The organism is Ectopseudomonas khazarica, assembly GCF_017915135.1.
Taxonomy (GTDB): domain Bacteria; phylum Pseudomonadota; class Gammaproteobacteria; order Pseudomonadales; family Pseudomonadaceae; genus Aquipseudomonas; species Aquipseudomonas khazarica.
In genome coordinates, this window is the sequence record NZ_CP068551.1 from 2,152,595 (window position 1) to 2,173,004 (window position 20,410).

Annotated in this window: 16 protein-coding genes; 14 read left to right on the plus strand and 2 right to left on the minus strand. The window is 64.9% G+C overall.

Annotated features, from left to right (window positions below):
• The first annotated feature begins 3 nt into the window (after positions 1-3).
• Complete coding sequence (locus tag JLK41_RS10180; RefSeq protein WP_210390942.1) at positions 4-453, plus strand: Hsp20 family protein; 450 nt, start codon at positions 4-6, stop codon at positions 451-453.
• 57 nt (positions 454-510) lie between these two features.
• Here the strand turns inward: JLK41_RS10180 and JLK41_RS10185 are convergent, their stop codons facing one another.
• Both JLK41_RS10185 and JLK41_RS10190 read right to left on the minus strand, forming a co-directional pair.
• On the minus strand, positions 511-3,798 hold the full coding sequence (locus JLK41_RS10185; RefSeq protein WP_210390943.1) for a sensor domain-containing protein: 3,288 nt from the start codon (positions 3,796-3,798) through the stop codon (positions 511-513).
• Between the two features lie 102 nt (positions 3,799-3,900).
• A complete protein-coding gene (locus JLK41_RS10190) occupies positions 3,901-4,782 on the minus strand; it encodes a LysR family transcriptional regulator (protein WP_037054419.1) in 882 nt (293 codons plus the stop codon).
• 221 nt (positions 4,783-5,003) lie between these two features.
• On the opposite strand from JLK41_RS10190, the gene leuC reads away from it, so the two are divergent.
• The 13 genes from leuC to purF all read left to right on the plus strand — a co-directional run bounded on the left by leuC (position 5,004) and on the right by purF (position 20,353).
• A complete protein-coding gene (gene leuC, locus JLK41_RS10195) occupies positions 5,004-6,431 on the plus strand; it encodes a 3-isopropylmalate dehydratase large subunit (protein WP_047584379.1) in 1,428 nt (475 codons plus the stop codon).
• 11 nt (positions 6,432-6,442) lie between these two features.
• Entirely contained in the window at positions 6,443-7,090 is a 648-nt protein-coding gene (gene leuD, locus JLK41_RS10200; protein ID WP_037054414.1) for a 3-isopropylmalate dehydratase small subunit, read from the plus strand.
• Positions 7,091-7,190: 100 nt separating this feature from the next.
• Positions 7,191-8,270, plus strand: coding sequence for a 3-isopropylmalate dehydrogenase (leuB, locus tag JLK41_RS10205; RefSeq protein ID WP_210390944.1), 1,080 nt, complete (start codon positions 7,191-7,193; stop codon positions 8,268-8,270).
• Between the two features lie 56 nt (positions 8,271-8,326).
• Positions 8,327-9,439, plus strand: a complete 1,113-nt coding sequence (gene asd, locus JLK41_RS10210) for an aspartate-semialdehyde dehydrogenase (protein ID WP_037054409.1) — start codon at positions 8,327-8,329, stop codon at positions 9,437-9,439.
• Between the two features lie 135 nt (positions 9,440-9,574).
• Positions 9,575-10,585: an aspartate-semialdehyde dehydrogenase gene (locus tag JLK41_RS10215; protein ID WP_210390945.1), complete on the plus strand. Its 1,011-nt coding sequence runs from the start codon at positions 9,575-9,577 to the stop codon at positions 10,583-10,585.
• A gap of 154 nt (positions 10,586-10,739) precedes the next feature.
• A complete protein-coding gene (locus JLK41_RS10220) occupies positions 10,740-13,553 on the plus strand; it encodes a motility hub landmark protein FimV (protein ID WP_210390946.1) in 2,814 nt (937 codons plus the stop codon).
• 8 nt (positions 13,554-13,561) lie between these two features.
• Positions 13,562-14,425, plus strand: coding sequence for a tRNA pseudouridine(38-40) synthase TruA (gene truA / locus JLK41_RS10225; protein WP_210390947.1), 864 nt, complete (start codon positions 13,562-13,564; stop codon positions 14,423-14,425).
• Positions 14,426-14,471: 46 nt separating this feature from the next.
• Positions 14,472-15,122, plus strand: a complete 651-nt coding sequence (locus tag JLK41_RS10230; protein WP_210390948.1) for a phosphoribosylanthranilate isomerase — start codon at positions 14,472-14,474, stop codon at positions 15,120-15,122.
• A gap of 120 nt (positions 15,123-15,242) precedes the next feature.
• Positions 15,243-16,127, plus strand: a complete 885-nt coding sequence (gene accD / locus JLK41_RS10235; RefSeq protein ID WP_037054398.1) for an acetyl-CoA carboxylase, carboxyltransferase subunit beta — start codon at positions 15,243-15,245, stop codon at positions 16,125-16,127.
• Entirely contained in the window at positions 16,124-17,401 is a 1,278-nt protein-coding gene (gene folC, locus JLK41_RS10240; protein ID WP_150609281.1) for a bifunctional tetrahydrofolate synthase/dihydrofolate synthase, read from the plus strand. Before accD ends, folC begins: the two co-directional genes overlap by 4 nt.
• 15 nt (positions 17,402-17,416) lie before the next feature.
• Positions 17,417-18,022, plus strand: coding sequence for an SPOR domain-containing protein (locus JLK41_RS10245; RefSeq protein WP_134677815.1), 606 nt, complete (start codon positions 17,417-17,419; stop codon positions 18,020-18,022).
• 225 nt (positions 18,023-18,247) lie between these two features.
• On the plus strand, positions 18,248-18,769 hold the full coding sequence (locus JLK41_RS10250) for a CvpA family protein (RefSeq protein WP_210390949.1): 522 nt from the start codon (positions 18,248-18,250) through the stop codon (positions 18,767-18,769).
• Between the two features lie 75 nt (positions 18,770-18,844).
• Positions 18,845-20,353, plus strand: coding sequence for an amidophosphoribosyltransferase (gene purF / locus JLK41_RS10255; RefSeq protein ID WP_037054392.1), 1,509 nt, complete (start codon positions 18,845-18,847; stop codon positions 20,351-20,353).
• Positions 20,354-20,410 lie beyond the last annotated feature (57 nt).

The following is a 20,410-nucleotide window of genomic DNA, read 5'->3' on the forward strand; positions in this document are numbered from 1 at the left end:
CTCATGAGCAACGTACTGTCCCTGGCCCCCCTGTTCCGCCAGTCCGTCGGTTTCGACCGTTTCAACGATCTTTTCGAATCTGCCCTGCGTAGCAACGACGCTGGCAGCTCCTACCCTCCCTACAACGTCGAGAAGCACGGCGAGGACCACTACCGCATCGTGGTCGCGGCTGCCGGTTTCGAGGAGGACGACCTGGAACTGCAGGTCGAGCGTGGCGTGCTGACCGTGGTCGGCAACAAGCGTGATCGCAGCGCGGAAAGCGTCAGCTACCTGCACCAGGGCATCGCCCAGCGCGCATTCAAGCTGTCGTTCCGCCTGGCCGACCATATCGAGGTCAAGGGCGCCAGCCTGGTCAACGGCCTGCTCAACGTCGAGCTGGAGCGCATCGTGCCGGAAGAGGCCAAGGCCAAGCGCATCCCGATCGGCAGCCAGCGCCCGGCACTGGAAAGCTGATCCCCGTTCATGCTGCGAAAGGAAGGCGCCCACTGGGCGCCTTCTGCGTTTCGGGGGTCAGCGATCCTGTGCCTGCAAGAGCTGACGAAAGGCGTCCTGGGGCAGCGGCTTGCTGAACAGGTAGCCCTGATAGAGGTGGCAACCGAGGGCCTGGAGGAAGTCCAGCTGTTCCTGCTGTTCGACGCCCTCGGCGATCAGTTCCAGGTCCAGGCTGCGGGCCATGGCGATGATGGCGCGGATGATCTCGGCATCGTTGGGGTCGCTGGTGGCGTCGCGCACGAACGACTGGTCGATCTTCAGCATGTCCACCGGCAGGCGCTTGAGGTAGGTCAGCGAGCTGTAGCCGGTGCCGAAGTCGTCCATGGCGAAGCTGACGCCGTGCTTCTTCAGCCGCAGCATCTTGCCCACGGTATCGTCGATGTTCTGGATGACGATGCCCTCGGTCACCTCCAGCTTGAGCATGGCGTTCGGCAGCCGGCTGTCCTTCAGGCTCTTGGCGACCCGCTCGACGAACTCGTGCTGGCGGAACTGGCGCGGGCTGATGTTGACGCACAGGCTGAAGCGCTCGCTGTCGATCAGTCCGCCGACCAGCAGCTGGGAGCAGAAGTGGCAGGCCTCGGCGAGGACCCAGCTGCCGACCTCGATGATCAGACCGCTCTCTTCCAGAACCTGGATGAACTGCGCCGGTGACTGCGGGCCCAGCTGCGGGTGCTGCCAGCGCAGCAGGGCCTCGGCGCCGACCACCTTGCCGTCGCGGGCGTCGACCTGGGGCTGGAAGTGCAGCTCGAACTCCCCGCGCGCCAGGGCCAGGCGCAGATCGTTCTCCAGGCGCAGGCGGGCGCTGGCGGCTTCCTGCATGGTGGAGCGAAACAGCTGGATGGCGTTGCGCCCGGAGTCCTTGGCGCGGTAGAGGGCGATGTCGGCGCGCTTGAGCAGGTCCGCCGGGGTGTTGCCGTGGTCGGGAATCAGGGCGACGCCGATGCTCGGGGTCACCTGCAGGCGATGGCCGTCCAGCAGCATCGGCTCTGCCAGCAGTTGCCGCAGCTTTTCCGCGACCTGGCGTACCTGGCGGGTCACCTCGGAGCGTTTCCCTTCCAGGCCCGAGAGCAGTACCACGAACTCGTCGCCGCCGAGCCGCGCCACGGTGTCTTCCAGGCGCACGCTGGCTTCCAGGCGCGCAGTGACCAGGCGCAGCACGGCGTCGCCCACCGGGTGGCCGAGCGAGTCGTTGATGTGCTTGAAGTGATCGAGGTCGAGAAACAGCAGGGCGCCGCGCAGATCGTGGCGCTTGAGCAGGGAAATCTGCTGGGTCAGGCGATCCATCAGCAGGGCGCGATTGGGCAGGTTGGTCAGCGCGTCGTGATACGCCAGGTGCTGGACCTGTGCCTGGGCCTGCTTGAGCTCGCTGATGTCGCGGGCGGTTAGCAGCAGGCAGGTCACGCCGTTGAGTTCGATGGTCTGCACGGACACGTCGACCAGGCGCACTTCGCCGTCGCGGTGGCGGCCATGCATTTCCATGTGCAGGACATGGCCATGCTGGGTCAGGTGCTCGATCATCCGCGCGCGTTCATCGGGATAGGCCCAGATGTTCAGGTCGTGCGAGGTGCGGCCGATCACTTCCGCGTTCTGGTAGCCGGTGATGCGCGAGAAGCCCTCGTTGACCTCGATGTAGCGGCCGCTGTCGCGCTCGGTGATGGTGATGGCGTCCGGGCTGGAGTGGAAGGCCTTGGCGAACTTCTCCTCCGAGGCCCTGACGCGCTGCTCGTGCACGACCCGCTCGCTGATGTCCACCAGTGTGCCGACCATGCGCAGCGGCTGCCCTTGCTCGTCGAGCTGCAGCTTGGCCGTGCTCTCGAGAAAACGCAGGCCGCCATCTTTCAGTTGCACCCGGTAGGTGACCTGGTAGTGGTTGCGGCGTTCCTCGACCAGTTGCTGGTAGCTCTGCCGCAGGCTGTGTCGGTCGGCCATCGGTACCTGGCGGAAGAAGTCCAGGAAGGCGCCTTCGAAGGGTGTCGCCGACAAGCCCTGCAGCTCCGCGGCCCTGGCGCTGGCGAACAGCCGGCTGCTGGGGATGTGCCAGTCCCAGGTGCCCAGATCGGCGGACTCCAGCGCCAGTTTCAGGCGCTGCTTGCTCTCCTGCAGCGCCTGCTCCTGGGCGCGCTGCCTGGTGATGTTGCGCACGGTGAGCACCAGGCATTCGACGCTGTCCAGTTCGATGACGCCGCCGAACAGCAGGTTGATGCTGACGCTGCCGTCGCGGCTGAACAGGCGCACCTCCAGGTTGTTCAGGCTGCCGGCCTCGAGCGCTTCGAGCATCCGCAGGCGGTCATCGGGGTCGGCCCAGACACCCAGCTCCAGCGAGGTACGGCCCACCGCCTCGGCGCTGCTCCAGCCGAACTGCTGCTCGAAGCTGCGATTGACCTCGATGAAGCGACCGGTCGCGCGCTCGGTGATGGCGACCGCGTCCGGCGTGTGCATGAAGGCCTTGGCGAATTTTTCCTCGCTGGCGCGCAGGGCGTTCTCCGCGCGCTTGCGTTCGCTGGTGTCGAGGAAGGTGCAGAGCATCAGGCGCTCGCCCTGCAGTTCGATGTACTGGCTCGAGAGGATGCCGTCGAGGATCTCGCCGCTGCGGGTACGCAGCTGCACTTCCTGGATCACGGGGTCCTGGCTGACAGGCGCCTGCTGGCGCAGGTGGTCGCGCTGTGCGTTATGCACCCAGATATCCAGGTCGGCGGTGGGGCGGCCGAGCACCTCGCTCGCGCCCCAGCCAAAGGCCTGGGTGAAGTGCTGGTTGACCTCGACGATCTCGCTGTCGTCGTAGCGCACCAGCATCATGATGTCGGGACTCAGGCGGAACAGGCTGGCGAAGCGTTCTTCCGAGGCGCGCAGCGCTTCCGCGCGTTCCTGCTGGGCGCTGATGTCGCGGATCACGCCGAACATGCGCGGGCGGCCATCGGCCTCGTGTTGCAGGCTGCCGGTGATCTCCAGCCAGTGCAGGCTGCCATCGGGCCAGCGTATGCGGTGGCGCAGGGCCTTGCTGATCGGCTCGCCCTTGAGGATGTTGTGGAAGGTCGCCAGGACCTCGGCGCGCTCCTCCTCGGGGATCAGCTCGATGTAGCGCAGCTCGCGGGTGACCGGGCGGTTGGGGTCCAGGCCGAACAGGGCCTGTGCGCCACGCGACCAGTTCACCTGGCCGCTGCGGATGTCCCAGTACCAGGTGCCGAGGTGGGCGCCGTTCAGCGCGGCCAGCAAGCGTTGCGCATCCTGCCAGGCCTGCTCGAATTCGACGGGGTCCATCGCCGGAATGTGCGGCAGGGGCGGTGTCTGGTCAGTCGATCTGGCCATGGCCGAACCCTCCTCTGGTGCGCGTGAGAAGCATGGCGGGCGTCGAAGGCATTTGGCTTCCTGCGTAGTGGTCTATCGCCACGTTAGTCGCAGGTTGGCCGCCTACGCAAGGTCGTCGCGCTGACTGTCGAGCAGCGCCATGAAGGCCCTGGCCGCGTTCGACAGCGTGCGCTCGGTGTGCAGGATGTAGCCCAGCTGCCGCGTGAGCTGGATGCCGGGCAGCGGCAGGCGAGCGACCTGGTCGTCGAGCATGGTGCGCGGCAGCACGCTCCAGGCCAGGCCGATGGAGACCATCATCTTGATGGTTTCCAGGTAGTTGGTGCTCATGGCGATGTTGGGCGTCAGCCCCTGCGCTTCGAACAGGCGCTGGACGATGTGGTGGGTGAAGGTGTTGCCGCCGGGGAATACGGCAGGGTGCTGCGCGACGTCCGCCAGGCTGACGGCCTGGCTGCGTGCCAGCGGGTGCTCGGGCGCGGCGACGAAGTCGAGCGGGTCGTCCCAGACGGCCACGGCGCGGATGGGTTCGCGGGTTTCCGGGGCGAGGGTGATCACCGCCAGCTCGGCGCGGCCATGCAGCACTTCTTCATAGGCCACTTCCGAGTCGAGGAACTGGATGTCCAGCGCGACCTGCGGGTGCGCGCGGGTAAAGGCGCGCAGCAGGGCAGGGAGGCGGTGCAGGCCGATGTGGTGACTGGTGGCCAGGGTCAGGCGACCGCTGACTTCGCCCGACAGGTTGGTCAGGGCGCGGCGGGTGTCGTCCAGCACATTGAGGATCTGGTACGCGCGTGGCAGCAGGGCGCGACCGGCCTGGGTCAGGCCGATCTCGCGGCCCAGGCGATCGAACAGGCGCACGCCCAGCTGTTGTTCCAGCCCGGCAATGCGCTTGCTGACCGCAGGCTGGGTCAGGTGCAGGCGCTCGCCGGCTTCGGAAAAGCTGCCGGTTTCGGCGATGGCGATGAAGGCGTTGAGGTTGGCCAGATCCATAACGGCAGCTCCTAGCGGCAGGCTGCAAGCGGCAGGTCGAGTCGCGCGGCATTGTTTGCGGCTTGTCGCTTGCAGCTTGCGGTGTGGGTGGATTCCTTTGGGGAATCTCCTGGATGAAAAATATGAATTTGAGTTATTCGTGCCGCGATCATAGCATTTCACCCCATAAGCCAAAGGGCCTTTTCGCCCTGGCATAGAAACACGCTGATGAGGTAACGCTGATGGCCGGCAAGACGCTCTACGACAAGCTCTGGGAAATGCACGAAGTGAAACGTCGCGATGACGGTTCCTCGCTGATCTACATCGATCGTCACATCCTTCACGAAGTGACGTCGCCGCAGGCTTTCGAGGGGCTGCGTCTGGCCGGGCGCAAGCCGTGGCGCATCGACGCCAACATCGCCACCCCGGATCACAACGTGCCGACCACCCGGGCCGAGCGCCAGGGCGGCCTCGACGCCATCGCCGACGAAGTGTCGCGCATCCAGGTACAGACCCTGGACGAGAACTGCGATGACTTCGGCATCCTCGAGTTCAAGATGAACGACGTGCGCCAGGGCATCGTCCACGTGGTCGGTCCGGAGCAGGGCGCCACCCTGCCGGGCATGACCGTGGTCTGCGGCGACTCGCACACCTCCACCCATGGCGCCTTCGGTGCGCTGGCGCATGGTATCGGCACCTCCGAGGTCGAGCACGTGCTCGCCACCCAGTGCCTGGTGGCCAAGAAGATGAAGAACATGCAGGTGCGCGTCGAGGGCAAGCTGCCGTTCGGCGTCACTGCCAAGGACATCGTGCTGGCCGTGATCGGCAAGATCGGCACCGCCGGTGGCAATGGCCATGCCCTGGAATTCGCCGGCAGCGCCATCCGCGACCTGTCGCTGGAAGGCCGCATGACCATCTGCAACATGTCCATCGAGGCCGGTGCCCGTGTCGGCCTGGTGGCGGTGGACGAGAAGACCATCGCCTACGTCAAGGATCGCCCGTTCGCGCCCAAGGGCAGCGACTGGGACAAGGCCGTGGCGCAGTGGCAGAACCTGGTCTCCGACGCCGATGCGGTGTTCGACACCGTGGTCGAGCTTGCCGCCTCCGAGATCAAGCCGCAGGTCAGCTGGGGCACCTCGCCGGAAATGGTCCTGGCCGTCGACCAGAACGTGCCGGACCCGGCTGTCGAGGCCGACCCGGTGAAGAAGGACTCGATCACCCGGGCGCTGAAGTACATGGGCCTGGCTGCTAACCAGCCGATCACCGCGATCCAGCTCGACCGCGTGTTCATCGGCTCCTGCACCAACTCGCGCATCGAAGACCTGCGTGCCGCCGCCGAGGTGGCCAAGGGGCGCAAGGTCGCGGCGACCGTCAAGCAGGCGCTGGTGGTGCCGGGCTCCGGCCTGGTCAAGGCGCAGGCCGAGGCCGAGGGGCTGGACAAGATCTTCATCGAGGCCGGTTTCGAATGGCGTGAGCCGGGCTGCTCCATGTGCCTGGCGATGAACCCGGACAAGCTGGGCAGTGGCGAGCATTGCGCGTCCACCTCCAACCGCAACTTCGAAGGCCGCCAGGGCGCGGGTGGTCGTACCCACCTGGTGAGCCCGGCCATGGCTGCCGCTGCGGCGGTGACCGGTCGTTTCATCGACGTTCGTGAACTGATCCAGGCCTGAGGAGCTAGAAGATGAAAGCCTTTACCCAACACACCGGCCTGGTCTGCCCGCTCGATCGGGCCAACGTCGACACCGATCAGATCATTCCCAAGCAGTTCCTGAAGTCGATCAAGCGCACCGGTTTCGGTCCGAACCTGTTCGACGAGTGGCGCTACCTGGATGTCGGTCAGCCGAACCAGGACAACTCCAAGCGCCCGGTCAACCAGGAGTTCGTGCTCAACTTCCCGCGTTACCAGGGGGCCAGCGTGCTGCTGGCGCGCGAGAACTTCGGCTGCGGCTCTTCGCGTGAACACGCGCCCTGGGCGCTGGACGAGTACGGTTTCCGCACGGTGATCGCACCGAGCTTCGCCGACATCTTCTTCAACAACAGCTTCAAGAACGGCCTGCTGCCGATCATCCTCAAGGATGCAGAGGTCGATGCGCTGTTCGAGCAGGCCGAGGCCACCGAGGGTTACCAGTTGACCGTCGACCTCGAGGCGCAGACCGTGACTCGTCCCGATGGCGTGCAGTACAGCTTCGAGGTCGATGCCTTCCGCAAGCATTGCCTGCTCAACGGCCTGGACGACATCGGCCTGACCCTGCAGGATCAGGACGCGATCAAGGCCTTCGAGGCCAGCTACCAGCAGGGCAGTCCCTGGCTGTTCGGCGCGATCAAATAACAGGAGCTGCAAGGCGCAAGCTTCAGGCTGCTCGTGAAAGCGGCTTGCGCTTGTGGCTTGCAGCTTGAAGCTTGTAGCTATTTCCGAAGGAAATCTTTTTATGAAACAGATTCTGGTTCTCCCTGGCGACGGCATCGGTCCGGAGATCATGGCCGAGGCGGTCAAGGTGCTGAACCTGGCCAACGACAAGTACAGCCTGGGCTTCGAGCTGAGCTTCGATGACCTCGGTGGTGCGGCCATCGACCGTTACGGCGTGCCGCTGGCCGACGAGACCCTGGCGCGCGCGCGCGCGGCCGATGCGATTCTGCTCGGTGCCGTCGGCGGCCCGAAGTGGGACAGCATCGACCCGGCCATCCGTCCGGAGCGTGGCCTGCTGAAGATCCGTTCGCAGCTGGGCCTGTTCGGCAACCTGCGCCCGGCGCTGCTGTACCCGCAACTGGCCGAGGCCTCGAGCCTCAAGCCGGAAATCGTCGCCGGCCTGGACATTCTCATCGTGCGTGAGCTGACCGGCGGCATCTACTTCGGCCAGCCGCGCGAGAGCAAGGTGCTGGAGAACGGCGAGCGCATGGCCTATGACACCCTGCCGTACAGCGAGAGCGAGATCCGCCGTATCGCCAAGGTCGGCTTCGACATGGCCCGTGTCCGTGGCAAGAAGCTGTGCTCGGTGGACAAGGCCAACGTGCTGGCGTCCAGCCAGCTGTGGCGCGCCGTTGTCGAGGAAGTGGCCAAGGACTACCCGGACGTCGAACTGAGCCACATGTACGTCGACAACGCCGCCATGCAACTGGTGCGTGCGCCCAAGCAATTCGACGTGATGGTCACCGACAACATGTTTGGTGACATTTTGTCTGACGAGGCGTCGATGCTCACCGGTTCCATCGGCATGCTGCCGTCGGCCTCGCTGGATGCCGACAACAAGGGCATGTACGAGCCGTGCCACGGCTCCGCGCCGGACATCGCCGGCCAGGGCATCGCCAACCCGCTGGCCACCATTCTCTCGGTGTCCATGATGCTGCGTTACAGCTTCGGCCAGGTCGCCGCCGCCGATGCCGTCGAGAAAGCCGTGAGCCTGGTGCTGGATCAGGGCCTGCGCACCGGTGACATCTGGTCCGAGGGCAAGACCAAGGTCGGTACCTCCGCGATGGGTGATGCAGTAGTCGAAGCGCTGCGTAGTCTGTAATCTTTCCAGCCCCGCCGGGGTGGTTCCGGCGGGCTGTTTATATAGGTGTAGTCGTTATGAAACGTGTAGGTCTGATCGGTTGGCGTGGCATGGTCGGTTCCGTGCTCATGCAGCGCATGCTGGAGGAGCGGGATTTCGACCTGATCGAGCCGGTGTTCTTCACCACTTCCAACGTTGGCGGCCAAGGGCCGGCGATTGGCAAGGACATTGCGCCGCTGAAGGACGCCTACAACATTGACGACCTGAAAGGCCTGGACGTGATCCTGACCTGCCAGGGCGGTGACTACACCAACGAAGTCTTCCCCAAGCTGCGTGAAGCCGGCTGGCAGGGTTACTGGATCGATGCCGCCTCCAGCCTGCGCATGGACGACAGCGCGGTGATCGTGCTTGACCCGGTCAACCGCAAGGTGATCGACCAGGCGCTGGATGCCGGCAGCAAGAACTACATCGGCGGCAACTGCACCGTCAGCCTGATGCTGATGGCGCTCGGTGGCCTGTATGAAGCCGGCCTGGTCGAGTGGATGAGCGCCATGACCTATCAGGCCGCCTCCGGTGCCGGTGCGCAGAACATGCGTGAGCTGATCAAGCAGATGGGTGCGATCAACGCCGCTGTCGCGGACGACCTGGCCGACCCGGCCAGCGCCATCCTCGACATCGACCGCAAGGTCGCCGAGGCCATGCGTGGCGAAGACTTCCCGGTCGACAACTTCGGCATGCCGCTGGCCGGCAGCCTGATCCCCTACATCGACAAGGAACTGCCTAACGGCCAGAGCCGTGAAGAGTGGAAGGCGCAGGCCGAGACCAACAAGATCCTCGGCCGCTTCAAGAGCCCGATCCCGGTCGACGGCATCTGCGTGCGTATCGGTGCTATGCGTTGCCACAGCCAGGCGCTGACCATCAAGCTGAACAAGGATGTGCCGATGGCCGACATCGAAGGCCTGATCAGTCAGCACAACCCCTGGGTCAAGCTGGTGCCGAACCATCGCGAAGACTCCATCCGCGACCTCGGCCCGACTGCCGTGACCGGTACCCTGAGCGTACCGGTCGGCCGCCTGCGCAAGCTCAACATGGGCTCGCAGTACCTGGGCGCCTTCACCGTGGGTGACCAGCTGCTGTGGGGCGCGGCCGAGCCGCTGCGGCGCATGCTGCGAATCCTGCTGGAGCGCTGAGGCGCACCGCAGACGCGTGATGCAGACGAAGCCCCGCTACCTCGGTAGCGGGGCTTCGTCGTTTCCGGGCTTGCAGTTGCGGTGGCAAGAAGGGCGCGGTTACAGTGCCGCTCCTTTTGTGCGGCAGATCGAAGCATGAGCAAAACCATCAATATCGCCCTGGTCGGCGCCACCGGTCATGTCGGTGAGGCGCTGGTCGAACTGCTCGAGGAGCGCGACTTCCCGGTCAAGGACCTGCATCTCCTGGCCAGTAGCGAGTCCGCCGGGCAGAGCCTCTCCTTCCGCGGGCGTCAGCTGCGGGTCAGGTCGCTCGAGGCGTTCGATTTCACGCAGGTCCAGCTGGCATTCTTTGCCGCGGGCGTGGAGGTGACGCGGGCTTTTCACGAGGCCGTGCGTGCTGCCGGCTGTTCGCTGATCGATCTCAGTGCCGCCTTGCCGCTGGATCTGGCGCCGTGCGTTCTGCCCGAACTGGGCGAGGGCGCAACGCCAGACCTGACTGCGCCGTGGCAGGTGAGCGTGCCGACGCCTTCGGCGACTGCCTGCGCGGTGGTGCTGGCAGCGCTGAAGCCGCTGTTGCAGCCACGCCAGGTGCAGCTGAATGCCATGCTGTCGATTTCCACGCTGGGTCGCAGTGGCGTGCAGGAGCTGGCGCGGCAGACGGCCGAGCTGCTCAATGCCCGCCCGCTGGAAACCCAGGCGGTGGATCGGCAGATCGCCTTCAATGTGCTGGCGCAGGTCGGTGCGGTGGACGAGCAGGGGCATGCTGAACTGGAGAAGCGTCTGGCCGCCGAGCTGCAGCAACTGTCGGGTTTGCCCGGGCTGGCGGTGGGGGCGACCTGCGCCCTGGTGCCGGTATTCTTCGGTGACAGCCTGGCACTCGCCATGCAGAGTGACGTGGATATCGATATCGCGGCGGTGCAGCGTCTGCTGGAAACGGCAGCGGGAATCGAGCTGGTCGAGGCGGGCGATTATCCGACGGCGGTGGGTGACGCGGTCGGCCAGGATCTGGTCTATGTTGGGCGCGTTCGTCGTGGTGTGAGCGATCCACGGCAACTCAATTTGTGGATTGCGTCTGATAATGTGAGAAAAGGCGCCGCCCTGAATGCTGTGCAAATAGCCGAGTTATTGATAAAACACTATCTGTAAAAGATACTTACCTAGAAATTTGAAGAATCTTTCTAGCTTGGCAATACTGGCTGAGTTGATTGCTGAATGGGGAGCCGCTCTAGGAGCGGAGGCAGGCAGCAATTACCAAGACCTTCTCGCAAGCCGAGAAAAAGATAAAACAAGGGATAACGCTATGGTTCGGGTTCGCAAACTAGTGCTGGCAATCGCAGCGGCTTCTGCGCTGTCTTCCGGTATGGCGCATGCGCTGGGGTTGGGTGAAGTTACCCTGCAATCCTCGTTGAATCAGCCGTTGGTAGCGGAAATCGAATTGCTGGAGGTCCGTGATCTGGCCTCCAACGAAGTCATTCCCAGCCTCGCTTCTCCCGAAGACTTCGTGAAGGCGGGTGTCGATCGTCAGTACTTCCTGACCGATCTGAAATTCACCCCTGTGCTGAAGCCGAACGGCAAGAGCGTGATTCGTGTCACCTCCAGCAAGGTGGTGCGCGAGCCCTATCTCAACTTCCTGGTGGAAGTGCTCTGGCCGAACGGTCGATTGCTGCGTGAATACACGCTGCTGCTGGACCCGCCGCTGTACTCCCCGCAGACGACCGTAGCGGCCGCGCCCAAGTTGCCGGCAGCAGCCCCGGCGCCGCGCCCGGCAGCAACGCCCACTGCCAGCAGCAAGCCTGCCGCCGCGCCGCGTCCGACTGCCCCGGCGCCCGCTTCGCGCGCCATCAGCGGCAACGAATACAAGACCACGGCCAACGACACCCTCTGGGAAATCGCCCAGCGCGTCGGCGGTGGCTCGGTCAATCAGACCATGCTGGCCATTCAGGACCTGAATCCCGACGCCTTCATCGGCGGCAACATCAACCGCATGAAGAGCGGTCAGGTGCTGCGTCTGCCGGATGAGCAGCAGATTCGCCGTCGCAGCAACGCCGAAGCGGTCGCCCAGGTTGCCGAGCAGAACGCTGCCTGGCGTGAAGGTCGTGCTGTCGCGTCGCGGCAGCTGGATGCCACCCGCCGTGCCGAGGCTGGTGCCGCACCGTCCACGGCGAAGACCGGGGACAGCCTGAAACTGGTCGCCGCCGATGCGGGCAAGTCCACGCGCGGCAGTGACACCGGTTCGGCCGACAGCAAGGCCCTGGCCGACAAGCTGGCGGTGACGCAGGAAAGCCTCGACTCGACGCGTCGTGAGAATGCCGAACTGCAGAGCCGGGTTGGCGATCTGCAGAGTCAGCTGGACAAGCTGCAGCGCCTGATCGAACTCAAGGACAACCAGCTGGCCAAGATGCAGGCCGACATGGCCGCTACTCCGGCCGCAGCGCCAACGCCTGAAACACCCGAGGTGACTCCGGAAGTGGAGGCGCCCGCTGCGGAGCCCGAAGCGGTGCCGCCGGCCTCGGAGGCGGCGACGCCTCCGGTCTCGCCGCCTGAAGAGGCGGCGACTGACTACAACTATTCCGAAGAGCTGGAGGCGCCCGTCGAAGACGGCGCCGCCGCCACCGAACAGCCGGCCAGTGAGCCGGCTGCTGCCGTTGAACCAGCCGCTCCGGTTCAGCCGGTCGAGGAGAGCAAGCCTGCCGCTCCGGCTCCCGCACCTGCTCCGCAGAGCTTCATCGATGACCTGATGAGCAACCCGATGACCCTGGGTCTGGCGGGCGGTGGTGCACTGCTGCTGTTGCTGGTCGGCCTGATGGCTCTGTCGCGCCGCAATGCGATGAAAGAAGCGGAGCAGCATGACGAGCTGGGTGACGAGCTGGCCGAAGATCAGGGCTTCGCTCCTGAACTCGACATGCCCGAAGACACCTTCGCCGGCCTCGAGGACGAGCCAGCCGCCGCCGCTGCACCGGCTGGCGCCGAGGAGCGCGTTTCCGCGCAGACCGGCGATGCCCTGGGTGAGGCGGACATCTACATCGCCTATGGCCGTTTCAACCAGGCTGCCGAGCTGCTGCAGAACGCGATCAATGACGAGCCGCACCGCAGCGACCTGCGTCTGAAACTGATGGAGGTCTATGCCGAACTGGGCGATCGCGAAGGTTTCGCCCGCCAGGACAACGAACTGCGCGAGTTCGGTGGCGTGAACGCCGAAGCCGAGCAGCTCAAGGCCAAGTATCCTGCCATCGCTGCCTTTGCCGGCGCTGGCGCGGCGGCTGCCGTGGCGTCCTCGGACGACATCGGCGAGTTCAGTCTCGATGATCTCGGCCTGGATGAGCCGCGTAACGAGTCGGCTGCTGCAGCCGCTGACGACCTCGACGATGCCTTCGACCTGAGCCTCGATGATCTCGAGTCCGACCTGGGTGGCGACGTGCAGTCTGCCAAGGCGGAAGAAGCGCCGCTGTCGCTGGATGACGACCTGGATTTCGGTCTGGTCGACGAGCCGGCTGCTCCGGCAGCGGCCAGCGACGATGACCTGAGCTTCGACCTGTCCCTGGACGACGACAAGGTCGAGCTGTCGCAGTCTGCCGATGACCTGTCCGACTTCAGTCTGGATCTGGATGAGCCGTCGACGGCGGCTGCGGACGATGCCGACGAGTTCCTGCTGAGCCTGGACGACGACGCCCCGGCTGCTCAGCCGGCCGATGATCTGGCCGACCTCGGCCTCGATCTGCCGGACGAAGCGCCTGCTGCCGACCTCGACCTGCCGGCGGATTTCGATCTGTCGCTCGACGACGAGAGCCCGGCCCAGCCTGCGGTGGAAGCCGACAGTTTCGCGGCGCAGCTGGATGAAGTCACGGCCGAGCTGGACCAGCTCTCCACCGACCTCGACGAACCGCAGGACGCGCCGCTGGCGCCAGCCGACGGTATCGCCAGCGAGCTGGAGGGTGACGATGACTTCGACTTCCTCTCCGGCACCGATGAGACCGCGACCAAGCTGGACCTGGCGCGCGCCTACATCGATATGGGCGACACCGAGGGTGCGCGTGACATCCTCGACGAAGTGGTTGCCGAAGGCAGCGACGCCCAGCAGCAGGAAGCTCGCGAGATGATTGCCAAGCTGGTTTGATCGAATCCATGTCTGAAGCAGTACCTGTAGCGGCCGCCGAAATGGCGGCCGCTGGCTTTTCCAGAATCGCCCTGGGCCTCGAATACAAGGGCGCACGTTACCGCGGTTTCCAGCGCCAGAGCGGCCAGGTCGCCTCCATTCAGGGTTGCCTGGAAAGTGCCCTGTCCAAGGTTGCCGGCGGTGCGCCGGTGAACATTCACTGTGCCGGGCGCACCGATGCATCGGTGCATGCCAGTGGCCAGGTGGTGCATTTCGACACCGCTGTCGAGCGGTCGCTGCACGCGTGGATCATGGGCGCCAACATGAACCTGCCCAAGGACATCAGCGTGACCTGGGCGAAGGTGATGCCGGCGCATTTCCATGCGCGCTTCAGCGCCATGGCGCGGCGTTATCGCTATGTCATCTACAATGACCCGATCCGCCCGGCGCACATGGCCGAGGAGGTGACCTGGAATCACCGTCCGCTGGATGTGGCGCGCATGCGCGAAGCGGCCCGTGCCTTGGTCGGTACCCATGATTTCAGCGCGTTCCGTGCTACCCGGTGCCAGGCCAAGTCGCCGATCAAGACCGTGCATCACCTGGAAGTCATCGAGCATGGCCGCTTCATCGTGCTGGACGTTCGGGCCAATGCCTTCCTCCATCACATGGTGCGCAATATCGCCGGAGTGCTGATGACCATTGGCGCCGGAGAGCGTCCGACAGGCTGGGTGAGCGAGGTGCTGGAGCGAGCGGAGCGACGCAGTGGTGGGGTGACGGCACATCCTTACGGACTCTATCTGATCCAGGTGGAGTATCCCGAAGAGTTCGAATTGCCGTCGCGCTACCTGGGGCCGCACTTTCTCTCCGGGCTGGCGGATGTGCGGGCGGGCTAGGCCTTTGCTAACATCCGGCGTTCGCCGATCAAGAGGTGTGAAGTCGATGCGCGTGCGCAGCAAGATTTGCGGCATTACCCGGGTTGAGGATGCGCTGGCAGCCGTCGAGGCCGGTGCGGATGCCATCGGCCTGGTGTTCTACGCCAGGAGCCCGCGCGCGGTCAGTGTCGAGCAGGCGGTGGCGATCGTGCAGGCCTTGCCACCGTTTGTGACCAGCGTCGGATTGTTCGTGAACATGCCGCGTGAGCAGTTGCAGGCCCTGTTGGCGCAAGTGCCCCTGGATCTGCTGCAGTTTCATGGCGACGAGTCGCCGGCCGACTGCGAAGGATTCGCTCGCCCTTACATCAAGGCGCTGCGGGTGCGTGCGGGGGAGGATGTCGCTGCGATGATGGCGCCCTATGCCGGTGCGCGGGGCATCCTGCTCGATACCTTCGTCGAGGGCGTGCCCGGGGGTACCGGTGCGGCGTTCGACTGGTCTCTGGTGCCGCAGGACGTGAGCCGGCCCATCATTCTGGCCGGCGGCCTCGACGCGAGCAACGTCGCCAGCGCGATTCGTCAGGTCAGGCCTTATGCCGTCGACGTCAGTGGCGGGGTGGAGGCGAGCAAAGGCATAAAGGATGCAAGCAAGATTCGCGCGTTCGTGCGGGCAGTCGTTGACGCGCAATGTGACGGCGACTGCGGCGGGGCCGTCAATTAGCCTGTCACGCCGCCGTGGCCCGTTTGTGCGCGCCATCGATACGGCAGAAAAGAATTGCTGGAGGTGGGTGCTTCATGATGAGGCGTCCATCCGAACCAACGGTTATGGAGAAATGACAGCATGAGCAACTGGTTGGTAGACAAACTCATCCCCTCGATCATGCGTTCCGAGGTGAAGAAGAGCTCTGTGCCCGAGGGCCTGTGGCACAAGTGTCCGTCCTGCGATGCCGTGCTCTATCGTCCCGAGCTGGAAAAGACCCTGGACGTCTGCCCCAAGTGCAACCACCACATGCGCATCGGCGCGCGTGCGCGTATCGACCTGTTCCTCGATGCCGATGGTCGCGAAGAGCTGGGCGCCGATCTGGAACCCGTCGATCGCCTGAAATTCCGCGACAGCAAGAAGTACAAGGATCGCCTGTCCGCCGCACAGAAGCAGACCGGTGAGAAGGATGCGCTGATTTCCATGAGCGGTACGCTCGAAGGCATGCCGATCGCCGTCTGCGCGTTCGAGTTTTCCTTCATGGGCGGCTCCATGGGCGCCATCGTCGGCGAGCGCTTCGTGCAGGCGGCCAACTACGCCCTGGAGAACCGTTGCCCGCTGGTGTGCTTCTCCGCTTCCGGTGGTGCGCGCATGCAGGAGGCGCTGATCTCGCTGATGCAGATGGCCAAGACCTCCGCTGCGCTGGCGCGCCTGCGTGAAGAAGGCCTGCCGTTCATCTCGGTACTGACCGATCCGGTCTACGGCGGCGTCTCCGCCAGCCTGGCCATGCTCGGCGACGTGATCGTGGCCGAGCCCAAGGCATTGATCGGCTTCGCCGGGCCGCGCGTGATCGAGCAGACCGTGCGCGAGAAACTGCCTGAAGGCTTCCAGCGCAGTGAGTTCCTGCTGGAGCATGGCGCCATCGACATGATCATTTCGCGCAACGAACTGCGTCCGCGTCTGGCTCGCCTGCTGGCGCAGCTGATGAATCGTCCTTCTCCGGTTGCGCTGCCGGCCACTGCATGATCGAACGTAGCCTGGGCGAGTGGCTCGCCTACCTCGAGCAACTGCATCCCTCGGCCATCGACATGGGCCTGGATCGCTCGCGCGAGGTGGCGCGGCGGCTCGGCCTGGGCAAGCCCGCGCCGCTGGTGATCACCGTGACCGGCACCAACGGCAAGGGCTCTACCTGTGCCTTTCTCGCCAGCCTGCTCGCCGAGCAGGGGCAGCGCGTCGGCGTCTACAGTTCGCCGCACCTGCTGCGCTACAACGAGCGTGTCGTCCTGCAGGGGCGCGAGGCGAGCGACGCGGAGCTCTGCCAGGCCTTTACGGCGGTCGAGGCGGCGCGCGGTGAGATCTCCCTGACCTACTTCGAAATGGGCACGCTGGCGGCCTTCTGGCTGTTCGAGCGCGCCGGGCTGGACGCGGTCGTGCTCGAGGTCGGGCTCGGCGGGCGTCTGGATGCGGTCAATCTCGTCGATGCCGACCTGGCGCTGATCACCAGCATCGGCCTGGACCATGCCGACTGGCTGGGCGACACGCGCGAGTCGGTGGCGTTCGAGAAGGCCGGGATCATGCGCGCCGGCAAGCCGGCGCTGTGCGCAGACCTCGATCCGCCACAGCCCTTGCTCAACCAGGCGCTGAACCTGGACACGCCGCTTTACCTGCGTGGGCGTGACTATGACCTGAGCGTCGATGAGCAGGACTGGTCCTGGTACGGTCTCGATACGCAGGGCAGGGTACTGCGGCTTGAACAGCTGCCGCTGCTCGATCTGCCGATGGAGAATGCCGCGCTGGCCTTGCAGGCCTACGCGCTGCTGCCGCTGCCCTGGTCCGCCGAGGCGATCCGTCGGGCCTTGCTGGCGACCCGGGTGACCGGGCGTCTGGATCGTCGCCAGGTGGATTGGCGTGGCAAGGCACTCACACTGTTGCTCGATGTTGGGCATAATCCCCATGCCGCCGATTATCTGGCGCAGCGTCTGCAGAGTCGCCCGGTGAGCGGCAAGCGTCGGGCCGTGTTCGGTCTGCTGGCGGACAAGGATCTGCCGGGGGTCGTCGCGCCGCTGCTCGGTGAGGTCGACGAGTGGGCCGTGGCGCCACTCGCCACGCCACGTTCGCGCCCGGCGCAGGCCCTCGCGGACCACCTGCAAGGGCTGGGGGCTGTGGTGACGCTGCACCCGGATGTGCATGCCGCACTGGACGCGCAGTGCGAGCGGGCGGCCGAGGGTGACGAGATTCTGTTGTTCGGATCGTTTTTCTGCGTGGCCGAGGCCCTGGACTGGCTGGCCCGCCCGGCTTGATAAGGGGATTGGGGGATGGCAATGCTGGACAAGGGGCTCAAGCAGCGCATGGTCGGTGCTCTGGTGCTGGTGGCACTGGCGGTGATTTTCCTGCCGATGCTGCTGTCGCGCGAGGACGAGATGCGCCGCGTCGTGGTCGACGCTCCGGACATGCCGCAAGCGCCGGCGACTGCCGAGATCATCGTGCAGCCGGCCGAGGTGGTCGAGCCCGAGGTGTTGCCGCAGGAACCCATTCCGGTCGAGGACGAGGCGCCGCAGGTGGTCGAGGTGCAGGAGCAGCCGAAGCCTGTCGTCGAGCCGAGCAAGCCGGAGCCGAGCAAGCCCGCGCCAGTGGCGACCACGGCGCCGGCCAAGCCGGACGCTCGCCTGGATGCCAACAGCCTGCCGATCAGCTGGTCGGTGCAACTGGCCAGTCTCTCCAGCCGCAGCGGTGCGGAAACCTTGCAGAAGACCCTGCGCAGCCAGGGCTACAACGCGTACATCCGCACCTTCGAGGGGATGAATCGGGTCTTCGTCGGTCCGCTGATCGAGCGTGCCGAGGCCGAGCGCCTGCGTGACCAGCTCAATCGCCAGCACAAGCTCAGCGGTTTCGTCGTGCGTTTTCAGCCAGAGGCCGGTTGAAGCTGACTGTGTGAAAACTCCTGCGCTTGGCCATGCTGCGTCAAGGGACGCCTCGCAATGCGCGTTTGCAGCCCGTGAAGCCGAACGCGACGTCGTTTTTGCCTTGCCTGACCTTCGCTCGCGACGTTTTCACATGGCCTGGAAGGCGGGACTTTTCATCGCCCGGTTACCCGATGCGCCGGGCTCTGGTAAAATGTTCCGCCTTTTCCGCTGGTAGGCCGCACCGTGGTATTCACCTGGGTCGATTGGGCGATCATCGCCGTCATCGCCATATCGAGTTTGATCAGCCTGAAGCGCGGCTTCGTCAAGGAAGCCCTGTCGCTGCTGACCTGGATCATCGCGGGCATCGTCGCCTGGATGTTCGGTGGCGCGCTGGCCCAGCATCTCGTCGAATTTATCGATACGCCTTCTGCACGGGTGATAGCGGCCTGTACCATTCTCTTCATCGCCACCTTGCTGGTCGGCGCTCTGGTCAACTTTCTCATCGGTGAGCTGATTCGCGTGACTGGCCTGTCCGGTACCGACCGTTTTCTCGGCATGGTATTCGGCGCCGCACGGGGTGGCCTGCTGGTGGTGGTGCTGGTGGGGCTGGTCAGCCTGGCGCCGGTGGAGCAGGACGAATGGTGGCAGCAGTCACAGCTGGTGTCGCATTTTCTGATGGTCGCCGACTGGTCGAAGAACCTCATTCTGGGGTGGTCCGGTCAGTGGTTTTCCGGTGGAGCGGCTCACCCAGCCGATCTGCTTTAAAAGAGTGGCCAGTGCGGAGCAACCGCTGCGCTGGTCGCTGAATTAGCCTGAACTATCTAGCAGGGGTCGTGGCACATGTGTGGCATCGTCGGTATCGTCGGCAAGTCGAACGTCAATCAGGCGCTGTATGACGCGCTTACCGTCCTTCAGCATCGCGGCCAGGACGCTGCCGGCATCGTGACCAGCCATGATGGTCGCCTGTTCCTGCGCAAGGACAACGGCCTGGTGCGTGATGTGTTCCAGCAGCGCCACATGCAGCGCCTGGTGGGCGACATGGGCATCGGTCACGTGCGCTACCCGACCGCTGGCAGCTCCAGCTCGGCCGAGGCGCAGCCGTTCTACGTCAACTCGCCGTACGGCATCACCCTGGCGCACAACGGCAACCTGACCAACGTCGAGCAGCTGGCCAAGGAAATCTACGAGTCCGACCTGCGTCACGTGAACACCAACTCCGATTCGGAGGTACTGCTCAACGTCTTCGCTCATGAGCTGGCGCAGCGTGGCAAGCTGCAGCCGACCGAGGAAGACGTGTTCGCCGCGGTCACCCACGTGCACGAGCGTTGCGTCGGCGGTTACGCGGTGGTGGCGATGATCACCGGCTACGGCATCGTCGGCTTCCGCGACCCCAATGGCATTCGTCCGATCGTCTTCGGTCAGCGTCACACCGACGAAGGCGTCGAGTACATGATCGCCTCGGAAAGCGTCGCGCTGGACGTGCTCGGTTTCACCCTGATCCGTGATCTGGCTCCGGGCGAGGCGGTCTACATCACCGAAGATGGCCGTCTGTTTACCCGCCAGTGCGCGAAGAACCCGAGCTATGCGCCGTGCATCTTCGAGCACGTCTACCTGGCGCGTCCGGATTCGATCATGGACGGCATCTCGGTGTACAAGGCGCGTCTGCGCATGGGCGAGAAGCTGGCCGAGAAGATCCTGCGCGAGCGTCCGCAGCACGACATCGACGTGGTCATCCCGATCCCGGACACCAGCCGTACTGCCGCGGTGGAGCTGGCCAACCATCTGGGCGTCAAGTTCCGCGAGGGCTTCGTCAAGAACCGCTACATCGGCCGAACCTTCATCATGCCCGGCCAGGCGGCGCGCAAGAAATCCGTACGGCAGAAGCTCAATGCCATCGAGCTGGAGTTCCGGGGCAAGAATGTGATGCTGGTGGACGACTCCATCGTGCGTGGCACCACCTGCAAGCAGATCATCCAGATGGCACGCGAAGCCGGGGCGAAGAACGTCTACTTCTGCTCCGCCGCACCGGCCGTGCGTTATCCGAACGTCTACGGTATCGACATGCCCAGCGCCCATGAGCTGATCGCCCATGGTCGCACCACCGAGCAGGTGGGCGAGCTGATCGGCGCCGACTGGCTGGTCTACCAGGACCTGCAGGACCTGATCGAGGCGGTCAGCGGCAGCAAGAAGATCAAGATCGACAACTTCGACTGCGCGGTATTCGATGGCAAGTACGTGACCGGCGATGTCGACGAGGCCTACCTGAATCGCATTGAGCAGGCGCGCAACGATGCCAGCAAGGCCAAGTCGCAGGCTGTCAGTGCGATCATCGATCTGCACAACAACTGAAGCACGGGGCAGGGGATGCCTGCCCTCGGTCGTAGCCCGGATGCAATCCGGGGGAAT